This window comes from Plantibacter sp. M259, assembly GCF_006065115.1.
GTDB classification, from domain to species: domain Bacteria; phylum Actinomycetota; class Actinomycetes; order Actinomycetales; family Microbacteriaceae; genus Plantibacter; species Plantibacter auratus.
On the sequence record NZ_CP040750.1, the window covers coordinates 2,891,427 to 2,911,807 of the forward strand.

Genomic DNA, 20,381 nt, shown 5'->3' on the forward strand with positions numbered 1-20,381 from the left:
TGGTTCTACCGCTTCGCGAGTGCGCGGCGCACGTCCTCCTGGACGAGGTCGGCGTTCATGATCGCGCCGGCCATCGATCCTGCGGCCGCCGCCTGGAGGACCTGGGTGCGCAGGTTCGTGACGTCTCCGGCCGCCCAGACACCCGGCACCGAGGTGGCGCCCAGCTCGTCGACGCCGATCGCGTCACCGAACTCGGCTCCCCGCGGGTGCGGTCGCGTGTGGAGCCCGAGACCGGTGAACGCGTCGGCGCGCACCCGGTTGACCGGGCCACGGCCAGCGCCTCGACGGGGACGGTGCGGCCGTCGTCCAGACGCACGCCGACGAGCCGGTCGTCGGCGATCTCGAGCCGCTCCACGACGCCGTCGACCACCTCGATGCCGCGCGCCGCGAACGCCGCCTCCTGCTCCGCCGTGAAGGCGCCCGCGGTGTTGCGGAGCACGACGACCCGGTCGCTCAGCTGCCGGAACAGCTGCGCCTGGTGAGCTGCGGCCTCCGCATTCGTGCCGAGGACACCGATCACGCGGTCCTGGACCTCCCAGCCGTGGCAGTAGGGGCAGTGGAGGGCGTCGCGGCCGAACCGCTCCCAGAGGCCGGGGATGGGCGGGAGCTCGTCGGCGGTGCCGGTGGCGATGAGGAGACGGCGGCCCTGGACGATCGTGCCGTCCGCCGTCGTCAGGATGAACCCGTCGCCGTCGCGCCCGGCATCGACGACCTGGCCGTCGACGATGCGGACGCCGTACGACACCACCTCCGCTCGGCCGAGGCGCAGGAGTTCACGAGGCGGGGTGCCCTCGCGGGTCAGGAAGCCATGCACGCCGTCGGCGGGTGCGTTCCGCGGCTCGCCGCCGTCGACGACGATCACGGACCGTCGTGATCGTCCGAGCATGATGGCTGCGCTGAGCCCGGCGGCGCCACCGCCGACGATGACGGCGTCGACGAGGTCGGTGCTGGTTGCTGGGGTGACGGGGGTGCTCATGGATCGTTCCGTTCGGTCGACGTGCTGGGAGGTGTCCAGGGTGCGCCGACCGGTGCCGAAGTGGCAAGAAGACTTGCCGAAGCGGCAACGTGGGAGCGAGAATCGACCCATGGCGCATGCACACGACGAGCAACGGTCCATCGACGGCGTGCTGGATGCCGTCGGGCCGAGGCTGCGAGCCATCCGGCAGCATCGTGGCACCACCCTCGCCGCGCTGTCGGCCGAGACGGGCATCTCGGTCTCCACCCTCTCCCGGCTCGAGTCCGGCCAGCGCCGACCGAACCTCGAGCTGCTCCTGCCACTCGCCAAGGCGCACCAGGTGCCCCTGGACGACCTCGTCGGTGCTCCGCAGACGGGTGATCCCCGCGTCCATCTGAAGCCCGTCCAGCGGTACGGCCAGACGATCGTGCCGCTGACGCGTCGATCGGGCGGCCTCCACGCGTTCAAGAGCATCATCCACGGCGGCGACGGTCCGCAGACGCCCGAGACACAGAAGGTCCACGAGGGATACGAGTGGCTCTACGTCCTCAACGGTCGGTTGCGGCTCCTCCTCGGCGACCAGGACATCGTCCTCACCGCGGGTGAGGTCGCCGAGTTCGACACCCGTGTCCCGCACTGGTTCGGCCGGGCTGAGGCCGCACCGGTGGAGTTCCTCAGCCTGTTCGGCAAGCAGGGCGAACGGATGCATGTCCGTGCGACGTCGACGAGGAGGAGCGCGTGATCGGACACGACGACCAGGATGGCGCGAGCCCACCCGAGGACGGCCGGCCGTTCGCGGAGCAGGTCCTCGAACGCCGCGGGTTCGCGATCACGGCAGCCCTGTTCGTGATGCTCGGAGGGCTCGTCGTGCCGTTCGTCGGCTGGGTGGCCGGCATGGTCATGCTGTGGCGGTCGCGCGCCTGGACGACCAAGCAGAAGGTCTGGGCCACCGGCGGACCGATCCTCGCGAGTGCCGCGGTGCTGCTCGTCCTGGCCCTCCTGACCGCGAACTGGAAGTCGACGGACGCCGGCGTCGGTGGCTCGCCGGTGATCCCCGTCGTCTCCGACCTCGGGTCGACGGCCGTCGTGCTGCTACTGATCGGGTATGCGGCGGCGGGTGCCTGGTTGCTCTGGCTCGCGCTCCGGACCGTGGGCCGGTGCGCCTGATTCGCGGTCGTCGCTCAGGTGGACCGGGCAGCATGGGGAGATGCCCGACTCCTCGCGATTCCGCCGCCCCCTGCCCGTCCAGCCCGGACCCGGTGAGGAGTCCGTCTGGGAATACCCGCGTCCACCGCGGGTCGAGCCGCGCGACGAGCGCGTCGTGATCCGGTTCGGCGGCACGGTCATCGCGGAGTCGACGGCCGCGGTCCGGGTCCTGGAGACGAGCCACCCGCCGGTGTACTACGTCCCGGCGGCGGACTTCTCGCCGGGGGTCCTGGTGCCGGTCGACGGGACGACCATGTGCGAGTTCAAGGGCGAGGCCCACTACCTCGACGTGCGGGTGGGCGACGCGGTCGCCGGTGCCGCCGCGTGGACCTACCCCGATCCGCGTCCGGGATACGCGCCGCTGTTCGGCATGATCGCCGTCTATCCGGGACGCATGGACGCCTGCGAGGTCGACGGCGTGCCGGTGCAGGCGCAGGAGGGCGACTTCTACGGCGGATGGATCACGCCGGGGATCGTCGGTCCGTTCAAGGGCGCCCCGGGCACGCGCGGCTGGTAGCAGACGCCGCAGTCCTACACCCCTCCTCCTTCGCGCGCAACGCCCTGGAGCACCACGCACCCTCGTGCCACGCTGAGCGCCAAGCGCCGTCGACGACGAGGCGCGCAGGAGGCGGTCGAGGCCATGGACGCATTCGATGAAGCAGGGGACCCGGGTTGGTCCCTCCTCCGCGTCGTCCCGCTGTTCGGCCTCGCAGTCAGCGTCGGTGCGGTCGCCGGTGCGGCCCTCGCGGCCGGTGCAGAGCTCTTCGGGACGGTCGGGACCGTCTCGGTGCATCCGGCCGATCTCGGCGGGATCGCCCTCCTCGTCGGCGGACTCGTCGGTGGGATGCTCGCAGCCGTCGGGGCGGTCGGTGCGCTGCTGGCGCTCGGCATCCTCGACCACTGGGGCGAGCGGGGCCCGGTCCACCGGGCCTGGATCGCCGGCGGTGGTGCGGCCTTCCTCGTCCTGATCGTCGGCGGCCTCATCGCCGCACCCATCGGACTCGCCTCGACGATCGGGGTCGTCGTGTTCGCGGTGCTCGCCGCCGGGGTGGCGGCCGGCGGTGGGCTCTTCGCCTTCGAACGGGCGCTGGCCCGTCGTCGAGGCGGGTGGGCCGGCCTCAGCCGGTAGCGGGGACGGTCAGCCGGCGAGCTGCTGAAGGCGTGCCCGGTGCCAGTCGGTCTGCGTGAGGGCCGAGACGCGGAGGAGACCCGTCAGCGCGTCCCATCCGGCCGACCAGCCGATGCGGGAGGCGATGGTCCACACGCTCGCGTCGGGGTCGTCCGCGAGGACGGCGCGCACCTCGTCCGCTCGCCGCAGATGGTGCGCGGCCAGCTCGTCGCACCGGTCCGCGAGTCCCGTGAACCGGAAGCCGTGTCCGGGGATCACCTGATCGCCGTCGTACGCGCGGACGCGGTCGAGCGACGACAGATAGGCCGTCACCGGGTTCTCCGAGGTGCGCGCCCCGAGGCCGAGGCCGGAGAAGATCGTCGGCAGCACGTGGTCACCGGTGAACAGGTAGCCGCGGTCCTCATCGCGCAGGGTGAGGTGACCCGTCGTGTGGCCGGGTGTGTGCAGGACCCTGATCGAGCGACCGGGGAGCGTCAGCAGCTCGCCGTCCTCGAGCGTCCGGTCCGCGCGGGTGTCGCCGAGGTGCCCGGCGGGCGCCGTCGCACCAGTGGCCCAGGGTCGCACGGTCGTGTCGTCCGCCGGAACGCCCCACTCGTCCAACGCTGCAGCGAGGTCGGCCGGGCGCGGGGGCGTCGAGCCGGCCGCCTCATCCTCGAGACGGTGCATGAGGACTGGTGCGGCGAGCTCGTCGCGGAGCGTGCCGGCGAGGCCCAGGTGATCGGGGTGCAGGTGGGTCACGACGACACCCGTGAGCGTCGTCACCCCGATGCCGCGGAGCTCCCGCAGCAGGTGTTCACGGCCCTCGGGGGTGTCGGTCCCGGGGTCGACGACGATCGCACGACCGTCGGTGCCGAAGAGGACCGAGCAGAGGGTGAAGGGATTGCCGGGGTCGCCGGTCGGGACGGCGATGACGACCGTGTCGGCGTCGAGGTGCTCCGTCGCAGGAATCCGGCCGTCGCGGAAGGCGGCAGCCTGGGATTCGCTCGATGAGGTGATCATGGTGCTGCTCCGGGTGGTGTCGGGGGACGGACCAACCCTAGTCGTGGGGCCCGTCGGGTTCAGTACGATGGGTGCATGACCGTCAACGACATCCTCATCGGCGTGATCGCCTTCATCACCGTCTTCGGCGGCATCGGCCTGGTCGGGGCGCTCGTCGCCATGGCCAAGTCCGGCTACCACGGCTGATCCTCCCCGAAGGGAGTCTCGGCTGGTTCCGCCATGGCTCAGCGGGCGACGGCCTCGTCCGTGGCACGCTGTACCGCCGCGATCGCTGCCGCGACGGCAGAGCGCTGCAGTGAGCCCTTCCTCGCCGTCGCGACGATCTTCCGCTCGCTCATCCCGGCGATGGGCTTCCGCACGACGTCAGTCCGCGAGCCGATCGCGATGTCCGGGAGCACGGCGATCGACAGCCCGGCCGCGACGTGGTCGATGACGACCTCGTAGCTCGTGAACCGTCCTGCCACCCTCGGCTCGAACCCCGCGCGGCGACAGATCAGCGGGACGAGTTCGCCGAGGTAGGTGCCCGGTGCGTCGAGGGCCCACGACTCCGTCTGCAGCTCGCTGAAGGTGACCTGCTCCCGCTCGGCCAGTCGGTGGTCGAGCGGCGCGATGAGCAGGAGGGGGTCGGTGGTGAGCGGCACGCTGTGCACCGAGGGGTCGAGGAGGAACCCGTCCTCCTGATCGACGGTGATCACGACGTCGCACGTGCCCCGCTGGACGGCGGTGGTGCTCTCGTGCGGTTCGACCTCGATGAGTTCGACCTCGAGTCGCGGGTACTGTCGTGCGAGGGAGCGCGCGGCGGGGATGAGGATGGGGGCGATGACGCTCGCGAACCCGGCGATGCGGAACCGACCGGACGGCTCGGACTCGACCTCGGCCAGTTCGACCTCGATGGCGTCCATCTGCGCGAGCAGGGCCCGAGCGCGCTCGACGAGCAGCGCACCGGTCGGCGTCAGGGTGAGCGTCCGGCCGCGTCGTTCGAGGAGCGCGGCGCCGGTCTCGGCCTCGAGCACGGAGAGCTGCTGCGAGACGGTCGAGGGGCTGAGGTCGAGCTCACGGCCGACGGCGCGGATCGTGCCGAGGCGGTCGAACGCCTCGAGCAGTCGCAGTCGCACGGGGTTCAGGGCCATGCTGCAACAGTATCGAGCGCGCCAGGGCGCCCTCCACACGGGTCCCAGTCCGATCCGGGTCCCGTGGCTCCCGGAGGGTGCTGACCGTCGCCGCCCGGGTCACTCCCAGACGAGCTCCTCCGGCAGATGGCCGGGCTCGGCGAGTCGGGCGTTCCGGAGGACCGCGCCGTCGGGGCCGAGCGAGAGCGCCGTCACCGAGAGTGAGGCGAGGCGCAGGCCGTCATGGTCGTCGACACGGACGATCGCCTCGTCGGCGTCGGCGGGGACGGTCGTCGTGGAGCGCAACGTGCGCAACCACGGCTCCCAGGACGCGGCCGTCGCACCGTCCAGCGGACCGATGGGCGACGGGATGTCGAGGAAGGCCGGCCGCCACCGGTGGACCCGTGGGACGTCGAGGTGGTCGGGGCCCTCGTGCGTCACGAGGTGGAGACCGGGTGCGACGTCGATCGACCGGAGCGAGGTACCGTCCCAGCTCGTGACGGTGACGCGGTCAGGGCGCAGCTCCACGAGGTTCCAGGACCGGGCGCTGCGGGCGTCGTCCGCATCGAGGCCGGTCGTGACGGCCTCCAGCGGCAGCACGCCTCGCGAGGTCCACCCGGCGGCGGGCATGTCGAGGTCCTCGCGTCGGTTGAGGACCACCGCCGCCCGGGGGCCGCCCGGAGCGTCGTCGTTCGTCGCCAGCCACGCGCCGCCCGCTTCGCGGTCGTGGATGCCGCGGACGCTGTCACCGAGTCCGGGCCACCAGGCGCCGGGTGGGTCCCAGGCACGCCCGGGCTGTTCGTCGCGCAGCCCGAGAACGGCGATCGGCCACGGGCGCCCCGGCTCGAAGTCGATGATGACGGTGCACACGCTGGTTCCTCCTCGGCCGGCCGGACTAGGACAGACTAGACGAGGACCCGGCGCGGGAGCGCCGGAAGCGAGGAGGCGGCATGGGCGTGCAGGACGCATCGCGGGAGGCGGCAGGGCGCACGGTCGTCGTCGGGATCACGGGCGGGATCGCCGCCTACAAGGCGGTCGGCGTCGTCCGCGGGTTCGTCCTCGCGGGCTTCGACGTCCACGTCGTGCCGACCGAGAGCGCCCTCCGGTTCGTCGGCCTGCCGACGCTCGAGGCGATCAGCCGGAACCCCGTCACGACCTCGCTGTACGACGGCGTCGCCGAAGTCCGGCACGTCGCCCTCGGGCAGCGCGCGGAACTCATCGTCGTCGCGCCGACGACGGCCAACACCCTCGCGAAACTCGCGGCGGGACTCTCCGACGACCTCCTCGGCACCACCATCCTGGCCAGCCGGGCACCGGTCCTGCTGGCGCCGGCGATGCACACCGAGATGTGGGAGCACCCGGCGACGACCGCGAACGTCGCCCTCCTGCGATCGCGCGGGGTGGCCGTCATCGGGCCCGCGCACGGTGCGCTGACGGGCGGCGACACGGGGCCGGGACGCATGAGCGAGCCCGACGACATCGTGGCCGCCGGCTTGGCACTGCTCGCCGGACGTGCCGGCGGAACCGACGCGCACCCGGACGACCTGCGCGCCGAGCGTGTCGTCGTCTCGGCCGGTGGCACCCGTGAGCCGCTCGACCCGGTGCGGTTCCTCGGGAACCGCTCGAGCGGTCGGCAGGGGCTGGCCATCGCGCAGGCGGCCGCCGAGCGCGGGGCCGACGCGGTGCTCGTCGCGGCGCACCTGGACGCCGACGTCGCGGCCGAAGCGGCTGCGGTCGACGGTCTGCGGGTCGTCCCGGTCGGCACCGCAGCGGAACTCGCAGCGGCCATGGAAGACGAGGCGGCCGACGCGACGCTCGTGGTCATGGCGGCAGCCGTGGCCGACTACCGCGCCGCCGAGATCGCCGAACGGAAGATCAAGAAAGACGACACCGGCGACGAGCTCACCCTGCGACTCGTGCGCAACCCCGACGTGCTCGCCGGACTCGCCGCGGCGCGGGTGCCGGGACGACTGGTCGTCGGGTTCGCCGCGGAGACCGCCGCCGACCGCGAGGAGCTGCTGGCCCTCGGCCGAGCCAAGGTGGCACGCAAGGGCGCCGACCTCCTCGTGCTCAATCGCGTGGGGTGGACCGACGGCTTCGGCACGCCCGACAACGAGGTCGTCGTGATCGACGGCGCCGGCGAGGTGGTCGGCGAGGCGACCGGCTCGAAGCGCAGCATCGCCGACCGGCTGCTCGACCTCGTGCGCGCCCACCGGGCCGAGCCGGTTCGTTCCCAGGCGGGCGAGCCTCCCCCGAACAGGGCTGACCACTGCCACGATGGCACCATGCCACGCCTCCGTCCCGCGCGCCGTCGCGCCTCCATCGCCGCGGCCCTCGCCGGAGTCATCGTCCTCTCGATGGGTCTCGCCCAGCCGGCCGCCGCTGCGGAGTACCCCAGCTGGGAGGACGTCGAGGCGGCCCGCTCGAGCGAGTCCTCCAAGCAGTCGACCATCGGGCAGATCGAAGGGCTCGTCCAGCAGCTGAAGACCGCTGCGGCGCTCGCCGAAGCTGAGGCCGTCCTCCGTGCCGACGAGTACGAGGCTGCTCAGCTGGCCGTCGACGAGGCGAGCTACCGTGCCGTCTCGCTCCGCGAGCAGGCCGTCGCCGCGACGACCGCGGCAGAGGCCTCCAAACGCCAGGCCGGCGCGCTCGTCGCCGCGTGGTTGCGGTCGGGGAACATCGACCTCAGCACCGCCGCATTCCTCGACGGCCAGGAGCCGGAGTCGCTCCTCGGGCGCTTGAGCACGATCACGAAGCTCAGCGAGTCGACGGACGGCACCTACGACCGGGCGAGGACCGATGCGAACACGGCGTCGCTGCTCACCGAGCAGGCGACCATAGCCGAGGCCGCCCTCGGCGAGCTCGCCGCTGCGGCCGAGACCGCCCTCGGGGACGCGGTCGCAGCCCGTGCCGACGCCGAGACCGCCGTGTCCGAACAGCAGGAGTACCTCGCGACGCTCGAGGCCCAGCTCGTGGTCCTCAAGGAGAACCGCGCAGCCACCGAGGCCGACTACCGCAAGGGCGAGGAAGTGAAGGCGGCTGCGGCCGCCGCTGCTGCAGCCGCTGCGGGTGCGGCTGAGGCTGCACGGGCGGCTGCCGAGGCCGCTGCGAACGCCGGCGGCGGCGGCGGCGGAGGTGGCGGAGGCGGAGGCGGCGGTGCCTCGGGTGCCGTCGGGAGCCAGGGGTGGGCCCTGCCGATCTCCGGCCGGATCACCGACAGCTACGGACCGCGACCCGGTCGCCCCGTGCCCGGCGTCAACCCGTTCCACTCGGGCACCGACATCGGAGCAGGTTGCGGGCGAGCGGTCTACGCCGCGAACGCCGGCACGGTCGTCTACGCGGGCTGGCTCGGCACCTACGGCAACTGGGTCCTCGTCGACCACGGTGGCGGCGTCATGACCGGGTACGCGCACAACAGCAGCATCCTCGTCGGCGAGGGGCAGTGGGTGTCCGCCGGTCAGAACATCTCGCTCGTCGGGACGACGGGTGCCTCGACCGGCTGCCACGTGCACTTCGAGGTCAGGATCGGCGGTTCGCGCGTCGATGCCGTCCCGTTCATGGCGGACCGGGGCATCCGCCTGGGCTGAGCGGCGACGAGCACCGGGGCGTCAGAGCCCGAGGCGCTCGAGCTCGGCGTCCATCCGCCGAGCCATCTCCGCGTACCCCTCGTCGTTCGGGTGGAGGCCGTCCGCGGCCATCCACTCCGGGTGCCCCTCGATCCAACGAGACGCCCCGGGGATGGTGTCGGCGTCGATCTCCTGCGCGGCGTCGGCCACCCAGCCGATGATCGTCTCGATCGACTGCGGGCGCTCGTCGGTGTACCAGAACGGTTCGACGACGATGAAGCGGGCCTCCGGGAGGGCGTCGCGGAGGCGATGCAGGTCCGTCGTGATCTGTTCGTGGATCCGGTCGGCGGCATCGTCGAAACTGAACGCGTCGTTGAGGCCCATCGTGACGAAGACGATGTCGGGCTGCTCGGCGATGATGAGGGAGGGCAGGTCGCCGCTGCCGTCGCCGAAGCGGTCGCGGTGGTTCACGAACCCGAGGCCGTTGACGCTGGGGTTGAACTCCCACCAGCCGCGTTCCTCGCTGACGACGGTGGACCAGCGGTCGGCCGGGTCGCTCGCTCCGGTGCCGAGGGTGTACGAGTCGCCGTAGAACGCGACGAGCGGTCCGTCGCCCGTGGCGCCGCCGGTCCCCGAGCCGGGGGACGCGCAGGCGGTGAGGCCGGTGGCGAGGGCGAGCAGGGTGACGGCGGCGAGCAGTCGTGATCTCATGCGGATGCTTCGGAGCGGTGGGCGTCGCGGAGGGCCGAAGCACCGGTCGACTGCCGGCGACTCGAAGCGCGAATGCGGATGCAGCTAGGTCGTGTCAACGCGAATGCGTGCACTAGCCTGTCTCCATGCCGCAGATCCGTATCCGAGACGCCGCCCTGTTCCTCGGGGTCAGTGATGACACGGTCCGTCGCTGGATCGACCAGGGCGCACTCGTCAGTGCGAAGGACGAGGCGGGCCGAGCGGTCGTGGACGGCCTGTCGCTCGCTCGGCTGGCCCGGGAGAACGCCGTCCTCCCCGTCGACCCCTCGGAGATCGGACGCTCGGCACGCAACCGCTTCGTCGGCATCGTCACCGACATCACGATGGACACGGTCATGGCACAGGTGGAACTGCAGTGCGGGCCGCATCGCGTGGTGTCACTCATGAGCAGTGAAGCTGTGCGCGAACTCGGTCTTGAACTCGGCTCCACGGCCATCGCCGTCGTGAAGGCCACGACGGTCCTCATCGAAACCCCGAAGGCGAGCTCGTGAACCGCATCGCACCCCGTCGATCCCTCCGACTGCTCAGCGCACTGGCCATCGGCACCGGGGTCCTGCTCGCAGCGTCCGCCTGCGCCGCCCCAGCGGCGACGCCGACCCCCACCGCCTCGACCACCGCGGACGAGCTCAGCGGCTCCATCACGGTGTACGCGGCGGCGTCGCTCAAGACGACCTTCACCGCGCTCGCGGAGGACTTCGAGGAGGCGCACCCCGGTACGACCGTCGAGTTGACCTTCGCCGGCTCCTCCGACCTCGTCACGCAGCTCACGAACGGTGCTCCCGGCGACGTGTTCGCCTCCGCAGACGAGAAGAACATGGCGAAGCTGACCGATGCCGATCTCGTCGAGGGCGACCCGGTCGACTTCGCGACCAACGTCCTGCAGATCGCCGTGCCCCCGTCGAACCCCGCCGGTGTGAAGACCTTCGCCGACCTCGCCCGTCCGGGCGTCAAGACGGTCGTGTGCGCGCCGCAGGTCCCCTGTGGAGCGGCCACCGTCGTCGTCGAGGACGCCACGGGTGTCGCACTCAGCCCGGTCAGCGAGGAGTCGTCCGTGACCGACGTCCTCGGCAAGGTGACCTCGGGCGAGGCCGACGCGGGGCTCGTCTACGTGACCGACGTCATCGCGGCCGGCGACGCCGTGCGGGGCATCACCTTCACGGAGTCGTCGAAGGCCGTCAACACCTACCCCATCGCGCCGCTCGCAGGGAGTGCGAACCCCACCGTCGCGGCCGCCTTCGCGGCCTACGTCGTGAGCGCCGAAGGACAGCGGGTGCTCGCCGACGCCGGCTTCGGCGCACCGTGACGCCGTGAGGGAACTCGGCTCGGGGGTGCCCCGCTGGATCGTCGTCGTCGCCATGGTCGGCGCGGCGTTCGTCCTGCTGCCGCTCGTCGCGATCGTCCTGCGGGTGGACTGGGCGGACTTCGGTGCACTCGTCACCTCCGAGTCGTCGGTCGCGGCGCTCGGGCTGAGTCTGCGGACGTCGTCACTCGCGACGGCCCTCTGCATCGTGTTCGGCGTGCCGCTCGCCCTCGTCCTCGCGCGCACCCGGTTCCCGGGGCAGCGCCTGCTGCGGTCGCTCGTCCTCCTCCCGCTCGTGCTCCCGCCCGTCGTCGGCGGGATCGCCCTGCTCTACACCTTCGGTCGGCTCGGCCTGCTCGGACCGGCACTCGCGGATGCCGGGATCAACATCGCGTTCTCCACGACCGCCGTCGTCCTCGCCCAGACGTTCGTCGCCCTGCCGTTCCTCGTGTTGAGCCTGGAGGGGGCGATCCGCACGACCGGCTCGCGGTACGAGGCCGTCGCCGCGACGCTCGGCGCACGTCCCACCACGGTCTTCCGCACCGTCACGTTGCCGCTCCTCGCGCCCGCCGTCGTGTCGGGCGCGATCCTCTCGTTCGCGCGGGCCCTCGGCGAGTTCGGGGCTACTCTCACGTTCGCGGGCAGCCTGCAGGGGGTCACGCGGACGCTGCCGCTCGAGATCTACCTGCAGCGCGAGTCCGACCCCGATGCCGCGGTCGCGCTGTCGCTCGTCCTCGTCGTCGTGGCCGTGCTCGTCGTCGGCGTCGCTGGGGCGCAGGGGTCGATCCGCCGTGGACGGACCGTCGCCGGAGTGGTGCGATGACCGGGGCGGCCTTGGAATTCCGAGCGACGTTGCGTGAACGCGACTGGGAGCTCGCCGTCGAACTCGCCGCGGGGGAGACCGTCGCCGTGCTCGGCCCCAACGGCGCCGGCAAGTCGACGCTGCTCGCGGTCCTCGCCGGGCTCCTGCGTCCGGACACGGGTCACGCGACCCTCGCCGGTCGCGAGCTGTTCGCGGTCGGTGGATCGGGTCGGGACCACTGGCTGCCGCCGCACCGGCGAGGGATCTCGCTCCTGGCGCAGGAGGCGCTGCTCTTCCCGCACCGCTCCGTGCTCGACAATGTCTCCTATGGCCCGCTGGTCGCCGGTGCGTCGCGCGGCGAAGCTCGGGACATCGCCCGACGACGACTCGCGGAGGTCGAGGCGTCCGAGCTCGAGGGGCGCCGTCCTGCCGAGTTGTCTGGCGGCCAGGCGCAGCGGGTGGCGCTCGCCCGCGCGCTGGCCCCGGATCCGGCCCTCCTCCTCCTCGACGAACCGATGGCCGCGCTCGATGCGACGGTCGCCCCGCACCTGCGCCGCATGCTCCGTGAGCAGTTGCGAGGGCGCACGACCGTCCTCGTGACGCACGAGGTGCTCGACGCGTACACGCTCGCGGACCGGGTGATCGTCCTGGACGCCGGGCGCATCGTCGAGCAGGGGCCGACGGTGGAGGTGCTCGAGCGGCCGCGGACGGCGTTCACCGCGGACCTCGCGGGACTCGAACTGCTGACGGGCGTCCGCACGGCACGCGGACTCCGTCTCCCGGACGGAACGGAGGTCGACGTCGACTCCTCCGCGGAGGCCGACCCGATCCCTGTCGGGGTCGCCGTCGCGTGCGCGTTCCGCCCGTCCCGCGTCGAGGTGCGCGAGGCCCGCGAGGCTGGCGGCCCGACCACGTCAGGAGCCGTCCGCGCGGCGATCACCGACCTCGAACCCAGGGGCGACGTCGTCCGAGTCCGCTCGGCGGTCATCACCGCCGACGTCGCCGTGCAGCAGCTCGCGGCCGCGGGGTGGTCGACGGGCGACGTCGTCGACTTCGTGGTCGACCCGCGGGCAGCGGTCCTCTACCCGCGCTGAGGCATCCTGCACCGGGACACGGCCGGGACGTGACAGAGTGAGTCGATGAACCGATTCTGGAGACACTGGTGGCCGCTCGTCGTCGGGGCCGCCGGCACGCTCGCGATCGGCGGGATCTGCGTGGCGCTCGTCGCCATGGGGCTGGTGCGGCCGAACGCCATCCTGGCCGCCTCGTACGCGGTGCGCGGTGTCGACGTCTCCTCGTACCAGGGCGAGATCGACTGGGACGTCCTCGCGGCTCAGCCCATCGACTTCGCGATCATGAAGGCGACCGAGGGATCCGGCGATCAGGACGAACGGTTCGCCGCGAACTGGGCGGGCGCACAGCGGGCGGCCGACGAGACCGGCTTGCTGATCGGGGCGTACCACTTCCTGAGTTTCGACAGCCCTGCCGAGACGCAGGCGCAGAACATCTTCGACACCGTGCCGGTCACGGCGGGCGCTCTCCCGATCACCATCGATCTCGAGTGCTACGCCGATTACTGCCGGACGCCACCGAGTGCGGAGCGGGTCGCCGCCGTACTCGATCCGCTCCTCGCGGCACTCGAGGAGCACTACGGTCGGCCGCCGATCATCTACGCCACCATGCGGTACTACGACGCGTTCCTCGCGGGCTCGTACGAGCGGAACCCGATGTGGATCCGCTCGGTCATCACGCCGCCGGTCTTGTCGGACGGGCGGGCGTGGGACCTCTGGCAGTACACCAGCCGGGAACGGATGCCCGGGTACGTCGGCAAGGAGGAGTTCATCGACGTGAACGTCTTCGACGGCTCCCTGCACGACCTCCGGGCACTCGTCGGCCCCTGAGCCGAGGCGTCCGGAGGTGCCTCGGGTTACGGGGCGGGAGCGGGACCGGTGGTCGGCTCGGCGACGGGGAGGAACGTGTCCTCGCCGTCGACCTCCTGCTCGATGGAGTCCTCGGTGGTCTCGTGGTCCTCGGGGAGGTTGTCGTCGTTCGCTGCGTGCTTGCTCATACGACCACGATACGACGGGTGTCGCGCTGGGCAATGGGGTTGCGTGCCGACGCCGGGCGCCGGTCGACGATCGCGCTCAGGAGGCGAAGGCGAGCGAGCGGGTTGCGAGTTCGGCGGTCAGGACGTCGACGGCCTTCGGGCCGACGCCATGGATGCGGAGCAGGGCGGCGGGGGAGACCCGCGCGAGCTGCTCGAACCGGGTGAAGCCGTGCGCGCCGAGCGCCTCGTGGGCGACCGAGCCGATGGTGGCCGGGAACTCGGACGCCTCGGCGGGCACGAGTTCGACGAACAGCGCGGCGATCCGCTCCTCGATGTCGTCGCGGATGCGGCGGACGGCCTCGATGCCCTGTCCGGCAGGGTCCTCGAGTTCCCAGTCCTCGTAGCGCTTGCCGGGGAAGATCGGGCAGGCGTCGCCGCAACCCATCGTGATGACCGCGTCGGACGCTCGGACGGCATCGGTCGTGAGGATGCGGGGGACGGCCGCGGTGATGTCGATGCCGTGTTCTGCCATCGCCTCCACCGCCACGGTGTTGATCCGGTCCTTCGGCTCGCTCCCGGCCGACAGCACGTCGACCCGGTCGCCGGCGAGGGCGCCGAGGAAGCCGGCTGCGATCTGGGAGCGACCAGCGTTGTGCACGCAGACGAAGAGGACGGTCGGGATCGTGGTGGTCATGGCGTCTCCTGGAGGTGGCGTGAGCCGAGCGCGGACGAATGGTCGAGCAGGTCCACGAGGGCAGCGTAGCTGGTGGCGGGGTCGGCACCGCGGGTGAAACCGCCGACGAGCTCGAGGGACACGAAGCCGTGGAGGGCCGCCCGGACGATGCGTCCGGCGTCCGTCATCGCCACACTGTCGAGACCGCGCCCCGCGAGGGCGCGTTCGACGAGCATCACGAGCTCACGGTCGGCCGGCTCGCCGGTGTCGGTGCGGACGTCCTCGATCGAGAACGCGAGGGCGTACCGACCGGGGTAGGCGAGGGCGAAGCGGCGGTACCCGTCGGCCAGTGCGGTGAGTGCGGGGGATCCGCTCAGGCTGGTCGTCGCGATGTCGAGCCCACTGGCCAGTTGGGCGAGGGCGAGCTGGGCGACAGCGGCGCGGAGGTCCTCGGTGCTGCGGACGTGCTTGAGCAGGGCCGGTGCCGAGGTGTCGAGCTCGCGGGCCAGGGCGGCGAGCGTGAGGGCGTCGGCGCCGTGCGTGTCGGCGAACTCGGCGGCTCCGACGATCACCCGTTGGCGGGAGAACTTCGTCCGGGGAACGGGTGCATCGGTCATCGGATCGAGCCTAACGGCCTGCGGCCCTGATGCCGTGCGGCGTCAGACCGTCGGCGGTGTCGCCTCGTGGTGGGGTGCGCCGTGCGTGCGGCGGTCCTCCTTCATGGCGGCTTCCGCGAGGTGGCGTCGGCCGCCCGCCAGTTCGTTCCGGACCTCCGCCTCGAGCGTGCGGAACGGTTCCCAGTAGTTGCCGTCGTAGTCCTCGACGATCTGGAACGTCCAGCGTCCGTCGATGACGTTGCGTCCGACCAGCTCGGTGTCGATCCGGTCGGCGAGGGCGTCGTGTCCTGCTTCGCGCAGGGCGTCCGCGGCTTCGCCGAGCGCGAGGTCCGCCTTGCCGGTCAGGCGATGGAATCCGTAGAGCATGCCGCGCGCCTGCTCGACCACCTCGAGCGCCTCGGTCACTTTGCCGACCGCTTCCACGGTCGCGTCGTCGACCCCTGCGGGGACTCGGTGCGCGTCGTCGGGGCCGTCGGTGGTGCGGTCGTCTGCAGAACTCATGCGACCAGTCTGTCCCGATCGGCGCCGGATGTCTGGGGCTTGCGGACGGAGGTGCACGATGTGAGCCGGCGGACGTCCTGCCGCGCTCCGAGCTGGTGGACAGGCTCAGGGACCGGAGCGTCGCCGGTGGACTTCTCCCGGTCACTGAGCTTGTCGAAGTGCCCACGAGCACGCCTCAACGTTCCGGGCACACCTCTCCCGGTCACTGAGCTTGTCGAAGTGCCCACGAGCACGCCTCATCGTTCCGGGTGCACCTCCTCCGGTCACTGAGCCTGTCGAAGTGCCCACGAGAACCCCTCATCGTTCCGGTGTACTTCTCCCGGTCACTGAGCCTGTCGAAGTGCCCACGAGGAACCCTTCGACAGGCTCAGGGACCGGTGGAGGTTAGAACGGTGCGGGATCAGGTTCCGTCCGATGGTGTTTCCCGTCGGGTGTCGTCCACTCGAGGACCCCGCCGGGACCGTGGTCGAGGTTCCAGTCGGGGAGGTGCTTCATCCGGTGGTGATGTCGGCAGAGGCAGGCGAGGTTGCCGACATCCGTCGTGCCGCCGTCTTCCCACGCGACCGAATGGTCGAGGTCACAAGCCCTGGCGCGTCGCCCGCAGCCCGGTGCCCGACACATGCCGTCCCGGAGGCGCACCGCGCGTTGCAGGTCGGCCGGAACGCGGTACTGGTTGCGACCGACGGAGAGCACCGCGCCGGTCTCGGGTTGGACGAGGATCCGGGTGAAGCTGGGCGCGTTCACCGCGATACGTGCCGCGGTCTCGGGGTCGATCGGACCGTAGCCGTCGAGCGTGGCCGGGGCATCGCTCACGCCGGCCATGCTGAGTGCCGGGACGGTGATCTGCACGGTCGGCGTGATGTGCTCCTGCACCTCGACCGGGTGCGGGAGGACCAGGCTCGTCATCACGTCTTCCGGGGTCACGCCGGTGAGCGCGAGGGCCGCGAGGGCGTCGGCCTGCAGCTGGGCGCAGGTGCGAGTGTCACCCGCAGCGCGTGACTCTGCCGCCGCAGCCTCGACCCGCTCGATGAGCCCCTGCGCGATGGGTGCGGTCGTGAACAGGTGCACCCACGCCATGCCGTCGGCGGCCGGTTCGAACTCCACCCGACGGTCTGCTTCTGATCGGACCGTGCGGGCGGTGATCGACTCGGGGTGGAGACGCTCGCGGAGCACGCGGGCACGCCTGCGGAGGTTCGCGTTGGTGGACTCTTCCGCAACCGGCAGAACCTCAGCAAGGAACACCGCCCGGCCCGCGACCGGCACGTCACTGAGCTGATCGATGATCGTCTGCGCGTGCCGGGCTGAGATGCGGCCGGCCTCGAGTGATGCCAGGACCTCCGGCGCTTCGTTCACGAGGCGCTCGGCGTCGTTCGTCGCCCGCTGGACCGTCTGCTCGGGGGTGCGGGTCGCCATGGCGAGGGCTGCGCAGGTGGAGCGGCGGGAGAGCGCCAGGCGCTCGGCCGGCGGGAAGATCGCCGGGACCGTGGCGTCAGCGAAGGCGTCCGCATAGGCGGCAGAGCGGGCGAGGAGGCGGGCCTCCTCGGCGTCGAGAGCCGCGCGCCGACGCTGGATGTCCGCGTAGCGGTCCGAGAACTCCGCGAGGCGCGCGGCGTATTCGTCGCCAGCGCGAACTGCGGCGGCGGTGGTCTCGGTCATGGAACAAGTCCACCATGAACCACTGACATTCCAGATGGTGAGTCGAGTCGGTTGTGGAAGTTGCTCGTGTGCCCTTCGACAAGCTCAGGGACCGGGAGGAGATCACCGGAGCGGGAGGGGCCTCGTGTGCCCTTCGACAGGCTCAGGGACCGAAGGGGATAGCTCAGGGACCGGTGGAGGGGTGCCGGATTCGTGAGGTGCTCCGCGGGCCCTTCGACAGGCTCAGGGACCGGAGGGGGGTCCACCGGAGTGGCAGGGGTTTCCTCATGTGCCCTTCGACAGGCTCAGGGACCGGTGGGGGTAGCTCAGGGACCGGTGGGCGTTGCCGGGTTCGGCAGGTGCTCCGTGGGCCCTTCGACAAGCTCAGGGACCGGAGGGGGTAGCTCAGGGAGCGGAGGGGGGTCAGGGATCGGGCGGGCGAGACTCGTCTGCCCGCGCGGTCGCTGGGTCCGGATGGGCTAGTAGTTCAGGCAGCGATCCGGATCCTCGGTCTCCGGAGGGTCACCCTGATACACGGTGAAGAAGTTCTCGGCCGGGCCGGACAAGGATCCGCGGGCGTGGACGCACAGGCGCGCGAGACCGTCGTCGCTCCGCACGTCGGACGTGATCCGGGACGTCTCGCATGCGCCGTCGCCGGGATGCAGGACGAGGTCTCGGTGGGTCCCCTCGTTGTCAACCATCCAGGTCCCGGAGAAGTCGATCGGGTCGTCCACGCGTGGGTCGTCGTCAAGACTGCACTGAACCTCCGAGGGCCAGGCGGTGGCCTCGAAGGTCCCGTCGTCGGCGAGCTCGAGCCGTGTGTCCCCGCTGCGCCAGGTGCCGACGGCCTCATCACGTGGCAGTCCGTACCTCGTGCCCGAGCACGCCGCGAGCGACGTCCCCAGCAGGACCGCGAGCACGGAGGCGGTCACCCAGCGTGACGGTTTCGATTCCACAGTGCGAGTCTGTCCGCCGTGGGCCAGGAGTGGCAACTCAGGTGGTGGCGTGGGTGTTCACGGGCATCCGGGCAAAAAAAGAACCCCCACCATGTAGAAGCTAGGTGGGGGTTCCGTGGCTCCGACGGGCGTCGATCCCGTGACCTCACGATTTTCAGTCGTGCGCTCTACCAACTGAGCTACAGAGCCGAGTACATCAGCTGCACGAACGGCGACGATGTCTCAAAAGCAGAAGCCCTCCCTTGCGAGAGGGCTTCCGACCTTTTGCGACCCTGACGGGACTTGAACCCGCGACCTCCGCCGTGACAGGGCGGCACGCTAACCAACTGCGCTACAGGGCCATACATGTTGAATTGCTGGTGATTCGAACTGCGGTGATGCTGGCGTTACTCGGTGCTTCTCGCAGTCGCGCAGATTCACTATACCTGAATCCGAGCGGCTGTTTTTCCAGTAGTCGGTGGTGACCCCAACGGGATTCGAACCCGTGCTGCCGCCGTGAAAGGGCGGTGTCCTAGGCCGCTAAACGATAGGGCCGCGAAGCCCTGAAGCTTCATGACTACCGAGCGACAAGCATACGGATGAAACGGCCGAATCCAAAATCGGGTTCGCGGAGCAGCGATCTGCGCTCCATGCCGGATGTGACGACAGGCACCGAATGACCGCTCCACGGCCCCCGGCCGGGGTTAGCCTCTGGCGTGGACCACTCCCGGATGCCGCGGCCGACGGGAGTGTCCGCAGCCGGTCCCGACCCCCGTCGGGCTAGCGTGGACAGTGGTACCGATGTGACCGATGTGACTGCAGCGAACCGAGATGGGCCCCTACTTCATGAGCAAGAAGCTTGCCGGCGCTTGGCGCCGAAGCCGGACGACCAACGCCGGATCGGCGTCCTCCGTGCGGTGGCGAGGACGCCTCACCGCCGCCATCGTCATGTCGCTCGCGATCGTCGGCTCGTTCGGCGTCGCCGGTCCGGCGTCAGCAGCCGACTACCCCTCGTGGGACGACGTCCAGGCCGCGAAGGGCAATGAGGCCGCCAAGGCCGCCGAGGTCACGAACATCAAGAACTTCATCGTCCAGTTGCAGGACGAGCTGCAGGTCGCCCAGGACGAGGCCGAGAAACGCGGTACCGAGTTCCAGGCCGCTGAGGAGGCCTTCTTCGAGGCCGACGCCCGGGCCACCGCGATCCAGTCGCAGGCCGACGCCAAGACGACCGAGGCCGACACCGCCACGAAGCAGGCCGGTCGGGTCGCTTCGCAGCTCTACCGCTCTGGCGGCGCCGACCTCAGCCTGAGCCTCTTCCTCGACGGCGAGAGTAAGGGCGCGACCGACCTGCTGTCCAAGCTCGGCAACATGAACCAGGTCGCCGAGCACAGCAACGGCGTCTACGAGCAGGCGGTCGCCGCACGCAACACCGCGGCTGCGCTCGGTGAGCAGGCCGGTGTGGCCCGCGACGAGCGCGAGTCGCTCCGGCAGGCGGCGCAGACGGCCATGGAGGCCGCCCAGGCGGCGGCGTCCGCGGCAGCCGACAAACTGGAGCAGAACCAGGAACTGATCGTCACACTCAACGCGCAGCTCAGCGCCTTGCAGGACTCCACTGCGAAGACCGTCAAGGATTACGAGGCGGGCGTCGCGGCCGCGAAGGCGAAAGCCGCGGCCGAAGCGGCGGCGCGTGGACAGAGTGCCGACGGCGGTCAGCTCAGCAGCCAGGGCTGGGCGATCCCGGCCTCCGGCAGCATCTCGGGCACCTACGGCTACCGTGACCCGATCTCCACCGGAGGCGGCAGCTCGGGCAGCTTCCACCGCGGGACCGACATCGCGGGCGGCTGCGGGATCCCGATCTACGCGGCGACCGGGGGCACCGTCAGCTACGCCGGCTGGTACGGCACCTACGGCAACTTCATCCTCATCGAGCACGGGGCCGGCGTCTCGACCGGCTACGCACACATCGTGAACGGCGGCATCCAGGTCGCTGTCGGTAGTCAGGTCTCCGCCGGACAGGTCATCGCCTACGTCGGCACGACCGGCGCCTCCACCGGCTGCCACCTGCACTTCGAGGTCCGGATCAACGGCAGTGCGATCGATGCGCAGCCGTTCATGGCCGACCGCGGGGCGCCGCTCGGCTGATCGAGCGCATCGCAC

General features: G+C 71.1%; 21 protein-coding genes, 3 tRNA genes and 2 pseudogenes. 12 read left to right on the forward strand and 14 right to left on the reverse strand.

Going from position 1 to position 20,381, the window contains the following annotated elements:
* Positions 1-55: 55 nt before the first annotated feature.
* Positions 56-976: an NAD(P)/FAD-dependent oxidoreductase gene (locus tag FGL15_RS13525; protein ID WP_240773546.1), complete on the reverse strand. Its 921-nt coding sequence runs from the start codon at positions 974-976 to the stop codon at positions 56-58.
* A 109-nt stretch (positions 977-1,085) separates the two neighbouring features.
* On the opposite strand from FGL15_RS13525, the gene FGL15_RS13530 reads away from it, so the two are divergent.
* The 4 genes from FGL15_RS13530 to FGL15_RS13545 all read left to right on the forward strand — a co-directional run bounded on the left by FGL15_RS13530 (position 1,086) and on the right by FGL15_RS13545 (position 3,290).
* Positions 1,086-1,697: a helix-turn-helix transcriptional regulator gene (locus FGL15_RS13530; protein ID WP_138946430.1), complete on the forward strand. Its 612-nt coding sequence runs from the start codon at positions 1,086-1,088 to the stop codon at positions 1,695-1,697.
* Positions 1,694-2,122, forward strand: a complete 429-nt coding sequence (locus FGL15_RS13535) for a hypothetical protein (protein WP_138946431.1) — start codon at positions 1,694-1,696, stop codon at positions 2,120-2,122. Before FGL15_RS13530 ends, FGL15_RS13535 begins: the two co-directional genes overlap by 4 nt.
* A gap of 40 nt (positions 2,123-2,162) precedes the next feature.
* Positions 2,163-2,678: a DUF427 domain-containing protein gene (locus tag FGL15_RS13540; protein WP_079705137.1), complete on the forward strand. Its 516-nt coding sequence runs from the start codon at positions 2,163-2,165 to the stop codon at positions 2,676-2,678.
* Positions 2,679-2,801: 123 nt separating this feature from the next.
* Positions 2,802-3,290, forward strand: a complete 489-nt coding sequence (locus FGL15_RS13545) for a hypothetical protein (protein WP_138946432.1) — start codon at positions 2,802-2,804, stop codon at positions 3,288-3,290.
* A 9-nt stretch (positions 3,291-3,299) separates the two neighbouring features.
* Here FGL15_RS13545 and FGL15_RS13550 read toward each other — a convergent pair whose 3' ends face one another.
* The 3 genes from FGL15_RS13550 to FGL15_RS13560 all read right to left on the reverse strand — a co-directional run bounded on the left by FGL15_RS13550 (position 3,300) and on the right by FGL15_RS13560 (position 6,268).
* Positions 3,300-4,289: an MBL fold metallo-hydrolase gene (locus FGL15_RS13550; RefSeq protein WP_138946433.1), complete on the reverse strand. Its 990-nt coding sequence runs from the start codon at positions 4,287-4,289 to the stop codon at positions 3,300-3,302.
* A 224-nt stretch (positions 4,290-4,513) separates the two neighbouring features.
* Positions 4,514-5,419 (reverse strand): LysR family transcriptional regulator, encoded by a 906-nt coding sequence (locus FGL15_RS13555; protein ID WP_138946434.1) that lies wholly within the window; start codon positions 5,417-5,419, stop codon positions 4,514-4,516.
* Between the two features lie 99 nt (positions 5,420-5,518).
* Positions 5,519-6,268, reverse strand: coding sequence for an NRDE family protein (locus FGL15_RS13560; protein ID WP_168223406.1), 750 nt, complete (start codon positions 6,266-6,268; stop codon positions 5,519-5,521).
* An 80-nt stretch (positions 6,269-6,348) separates the two neighbouring features.
* Between FGL15_RS13560 and coaBC the strand changes: the two are divergent.
* A pseudogene (gene coaBC / locus FGL15_RS21000) lies at positions 6,349-7,614 on the forward strand (bifunctional phosphopantothenoylcysteine decarboxylase/phosphopantothenate--cysteine ligase CoaBC); the annotation flags it as partial.
* A gap of 141 nt (positions 7,615-7,755) precedes the next feature.
* Positions 7,756-8,985: a M23 family metallopeptidase gene (locus FGL15_RS21005; RefSeq protein WP_240773959.1), complete on the forward strand. Its 1,230-nt coding sequence runs from the start codon at positions 7,756-7,758 to the stop codon at positions 8,983-8,985.
* A gap of 21 nt (positions 8,986-9,006) precedes the next feature.
* On the opposite strand, the gene FGL15_RS13570 is transcribed toward FGL15_RS21005, so the two are convergent.
* Positions 9,007-9,675 carry an SGNH/GDSL hydrolase family protein gene (locus tag FGL15_RS13570; RefSeq protein WP_138946437.1) on the reverse strand — a complete coding sequence of 223 codons (669 nt, stop codon included), beginning with the start codon at positions 9,673-9,675 and terminating at the stop codon, positions 9,007-9,009.
* A gap of 125 nt (positions 9,676-9,800) precedes the next feature.
* Here FGL15_RS13570 and FGL15_RS13575 point away from each other — a divergent pair, with 125 nt between their 5' ends.
* From FGL15_RS13575 to FGL15_RS13595, 5 genes are read left to right on the forward strand one after another with little or no spacing between them, the layout of a single operon-like run.
* Entirely contained in the window at positions 9,801-10,205 is a 405-nt protein-coding gene (locus FGL15_RS13575) for a molybdopterin-binding protein (protein ID WP_064296069.1), read from the forward strand.
* Complete coding sequence (gene modA, locus FGL15_RS13580; RefSeq protein WP_138946438.1) at positions 10,202-11,017, forward strand: molybdate ABC transporter substrate-binding protein; 816 nt, start codon at positions 10,202-10,204, stop codon at positions 11,015-11,017. Before FGL15_RS13575 ends, modA begins: the two co-directional genes overlap by 4 nt.
* 52 nt (positions 11,018-11,069) lie before the next feature.
* Positions 11,070-11,837: an ABC transporter permease gene (locus FGL15_RS13585; protein WP_138947320.1), complete on the forward strand. Its 768-nt coding sequence runs from the start codon at positions 11,070-11,072 to the stop codon at positions 11,835-11,837.
* Positions 11,834-12,910, forward strand: a complete 1,077-nt coding sequence (locus tag FGL15_RS13590) for a sulfate/molybdate ABC transporter ATP-binding protein (RefSeq protein ID WP_138946439.1) — start codon at positions 11,834-11,836, stop codon at positions 12,908-12,910. The genes FGL15_RS13585 and FGL15_RS13590 overlap by 4 nt, the downstream gene beginning before the upstream one ends.
* A 45-nt stretch (positions 12,911-12,955) precedes the next feature.
* Positions 12,956-13,717: a GH25 family lysozyme gene (locus FGL15_RS13595; protein WP_138946440.1), complete on the forward strand. Its 762-nt coding sequence runs from the start codon at positions 12,956-12,958 to the stop codon at positions 13,715-13,717.
* Positions 13,718-13,743: 26 nt separating this feature from the next.
* On the opposite strand, the gene FGL15_RS20375 is transcribed toward FGL15_RS13595, so the two are convergent.
* From FGL15_RS20375 to FGL15_RS13635, 9 genes and pseudogenes are all read right to left on the reverse strand, one after another.
* Entirely contained in the window at positions 13,744-13,884 is a 141-nt protein-coding gene (locus FGL15_RS20375) for a hypothetical protein (protein ID WP_153303386.1), read from the reverse strand.
* Positions 13,885-14,155: 271 nt separating this feature from the next.
* Positions 14,156-14,557, reverse strand: a pseudogene (locus FGL15_RS13600) (arsenate reductase ArsC); the annotation flags it as partial.
* Positions 14,554-15,153 carry a TetR-like C-terminal domain-containing protein gene (locus FGL15_RS13605; protein WP_138946442.1) on the reverse strand — a complete coding sequence of 200 codons (600 nt, stop codon included), beginning with the start codon at positions 15,151-15,153 and terminating at the stop codon, positions 14,554-14,556. The gene FGL15_RS13605 and the pseudogene FGL15_RS13600, both read right to left, overlap by 4 nt.
* 42 nt (positions 15,154-15,195) lie before the next feature.
* Positions 15,196-15,654 carry a hypothetical protein gene (locus FGL15_RS13610; protein WP_064294389.1) on the reverse strand — a complete coding sequence of 153 codons (459 nt, stop codon included), beginning with the start codon at positions 15,652-15,654 and terminating at the stop codon, positions 15,196-15,198.
* Between the two features lie 384 nt (positions 15,655-16,038).
* Positions 16,039-17,310: an HNH endonuclease signature motif containing protein gene (locus FGL15_RS13615; protein ID WP_138946443.1), complete on the reverse strand. Its 1,272-nt coding sequence runs from the start codon at positions 17,308-17,310 to the stop codon at positions 16,039-16,041.
* A 458-nt stretch (positions 17,311-17,768) separates the two neighbouring features.
* A complete protein-coding gene (locus tag FGL15_RS13620; RefSeq protein ID WP_138946444.1) occupies positions 17,769-18,245 on the reverse strand; it encodes a hypothetical protein in 477 nt (158 codons plus the stop codon).
* Between the two features lie 116 nt (positions 18,246-18,361).
* Positions 18,362-18,434, reverse strand: a tRNA-Phe gene (locus tag FGL15_RS13625).
* A gap of 78 nt (positions 18,435-18,512) precedes the next feature.
* Positions 18,513-18,586 (reverse strand) — tRNA-Asp (locus tag FGL15_RS13630).
* A 117-nt stretch (positions 18,587-18,703) separates the two neighbouring features.
* Positions 18,704-18,779, reverse strand: a tRNA-Glu gene (locus FGL15_RS13635).
* Positions 18,780-19,070: 291 nt separating this feature from the next.
* Here FGL15_RS13635 and FGL15_RS13640 point away from each other — a divergent pair.
* Complete coding sequence (locus FGL15_RS13640) at positions 19,071-20,366, forward strand: M23 family metallopeptidase (protein ID WP_138946445.1); 1,296 nt, start codon at positions 19,071-19,073, stop codon at positions 20,364-20,366.
* Positions 20,367-20,381 lie beyond the last annotated feature (15 nt).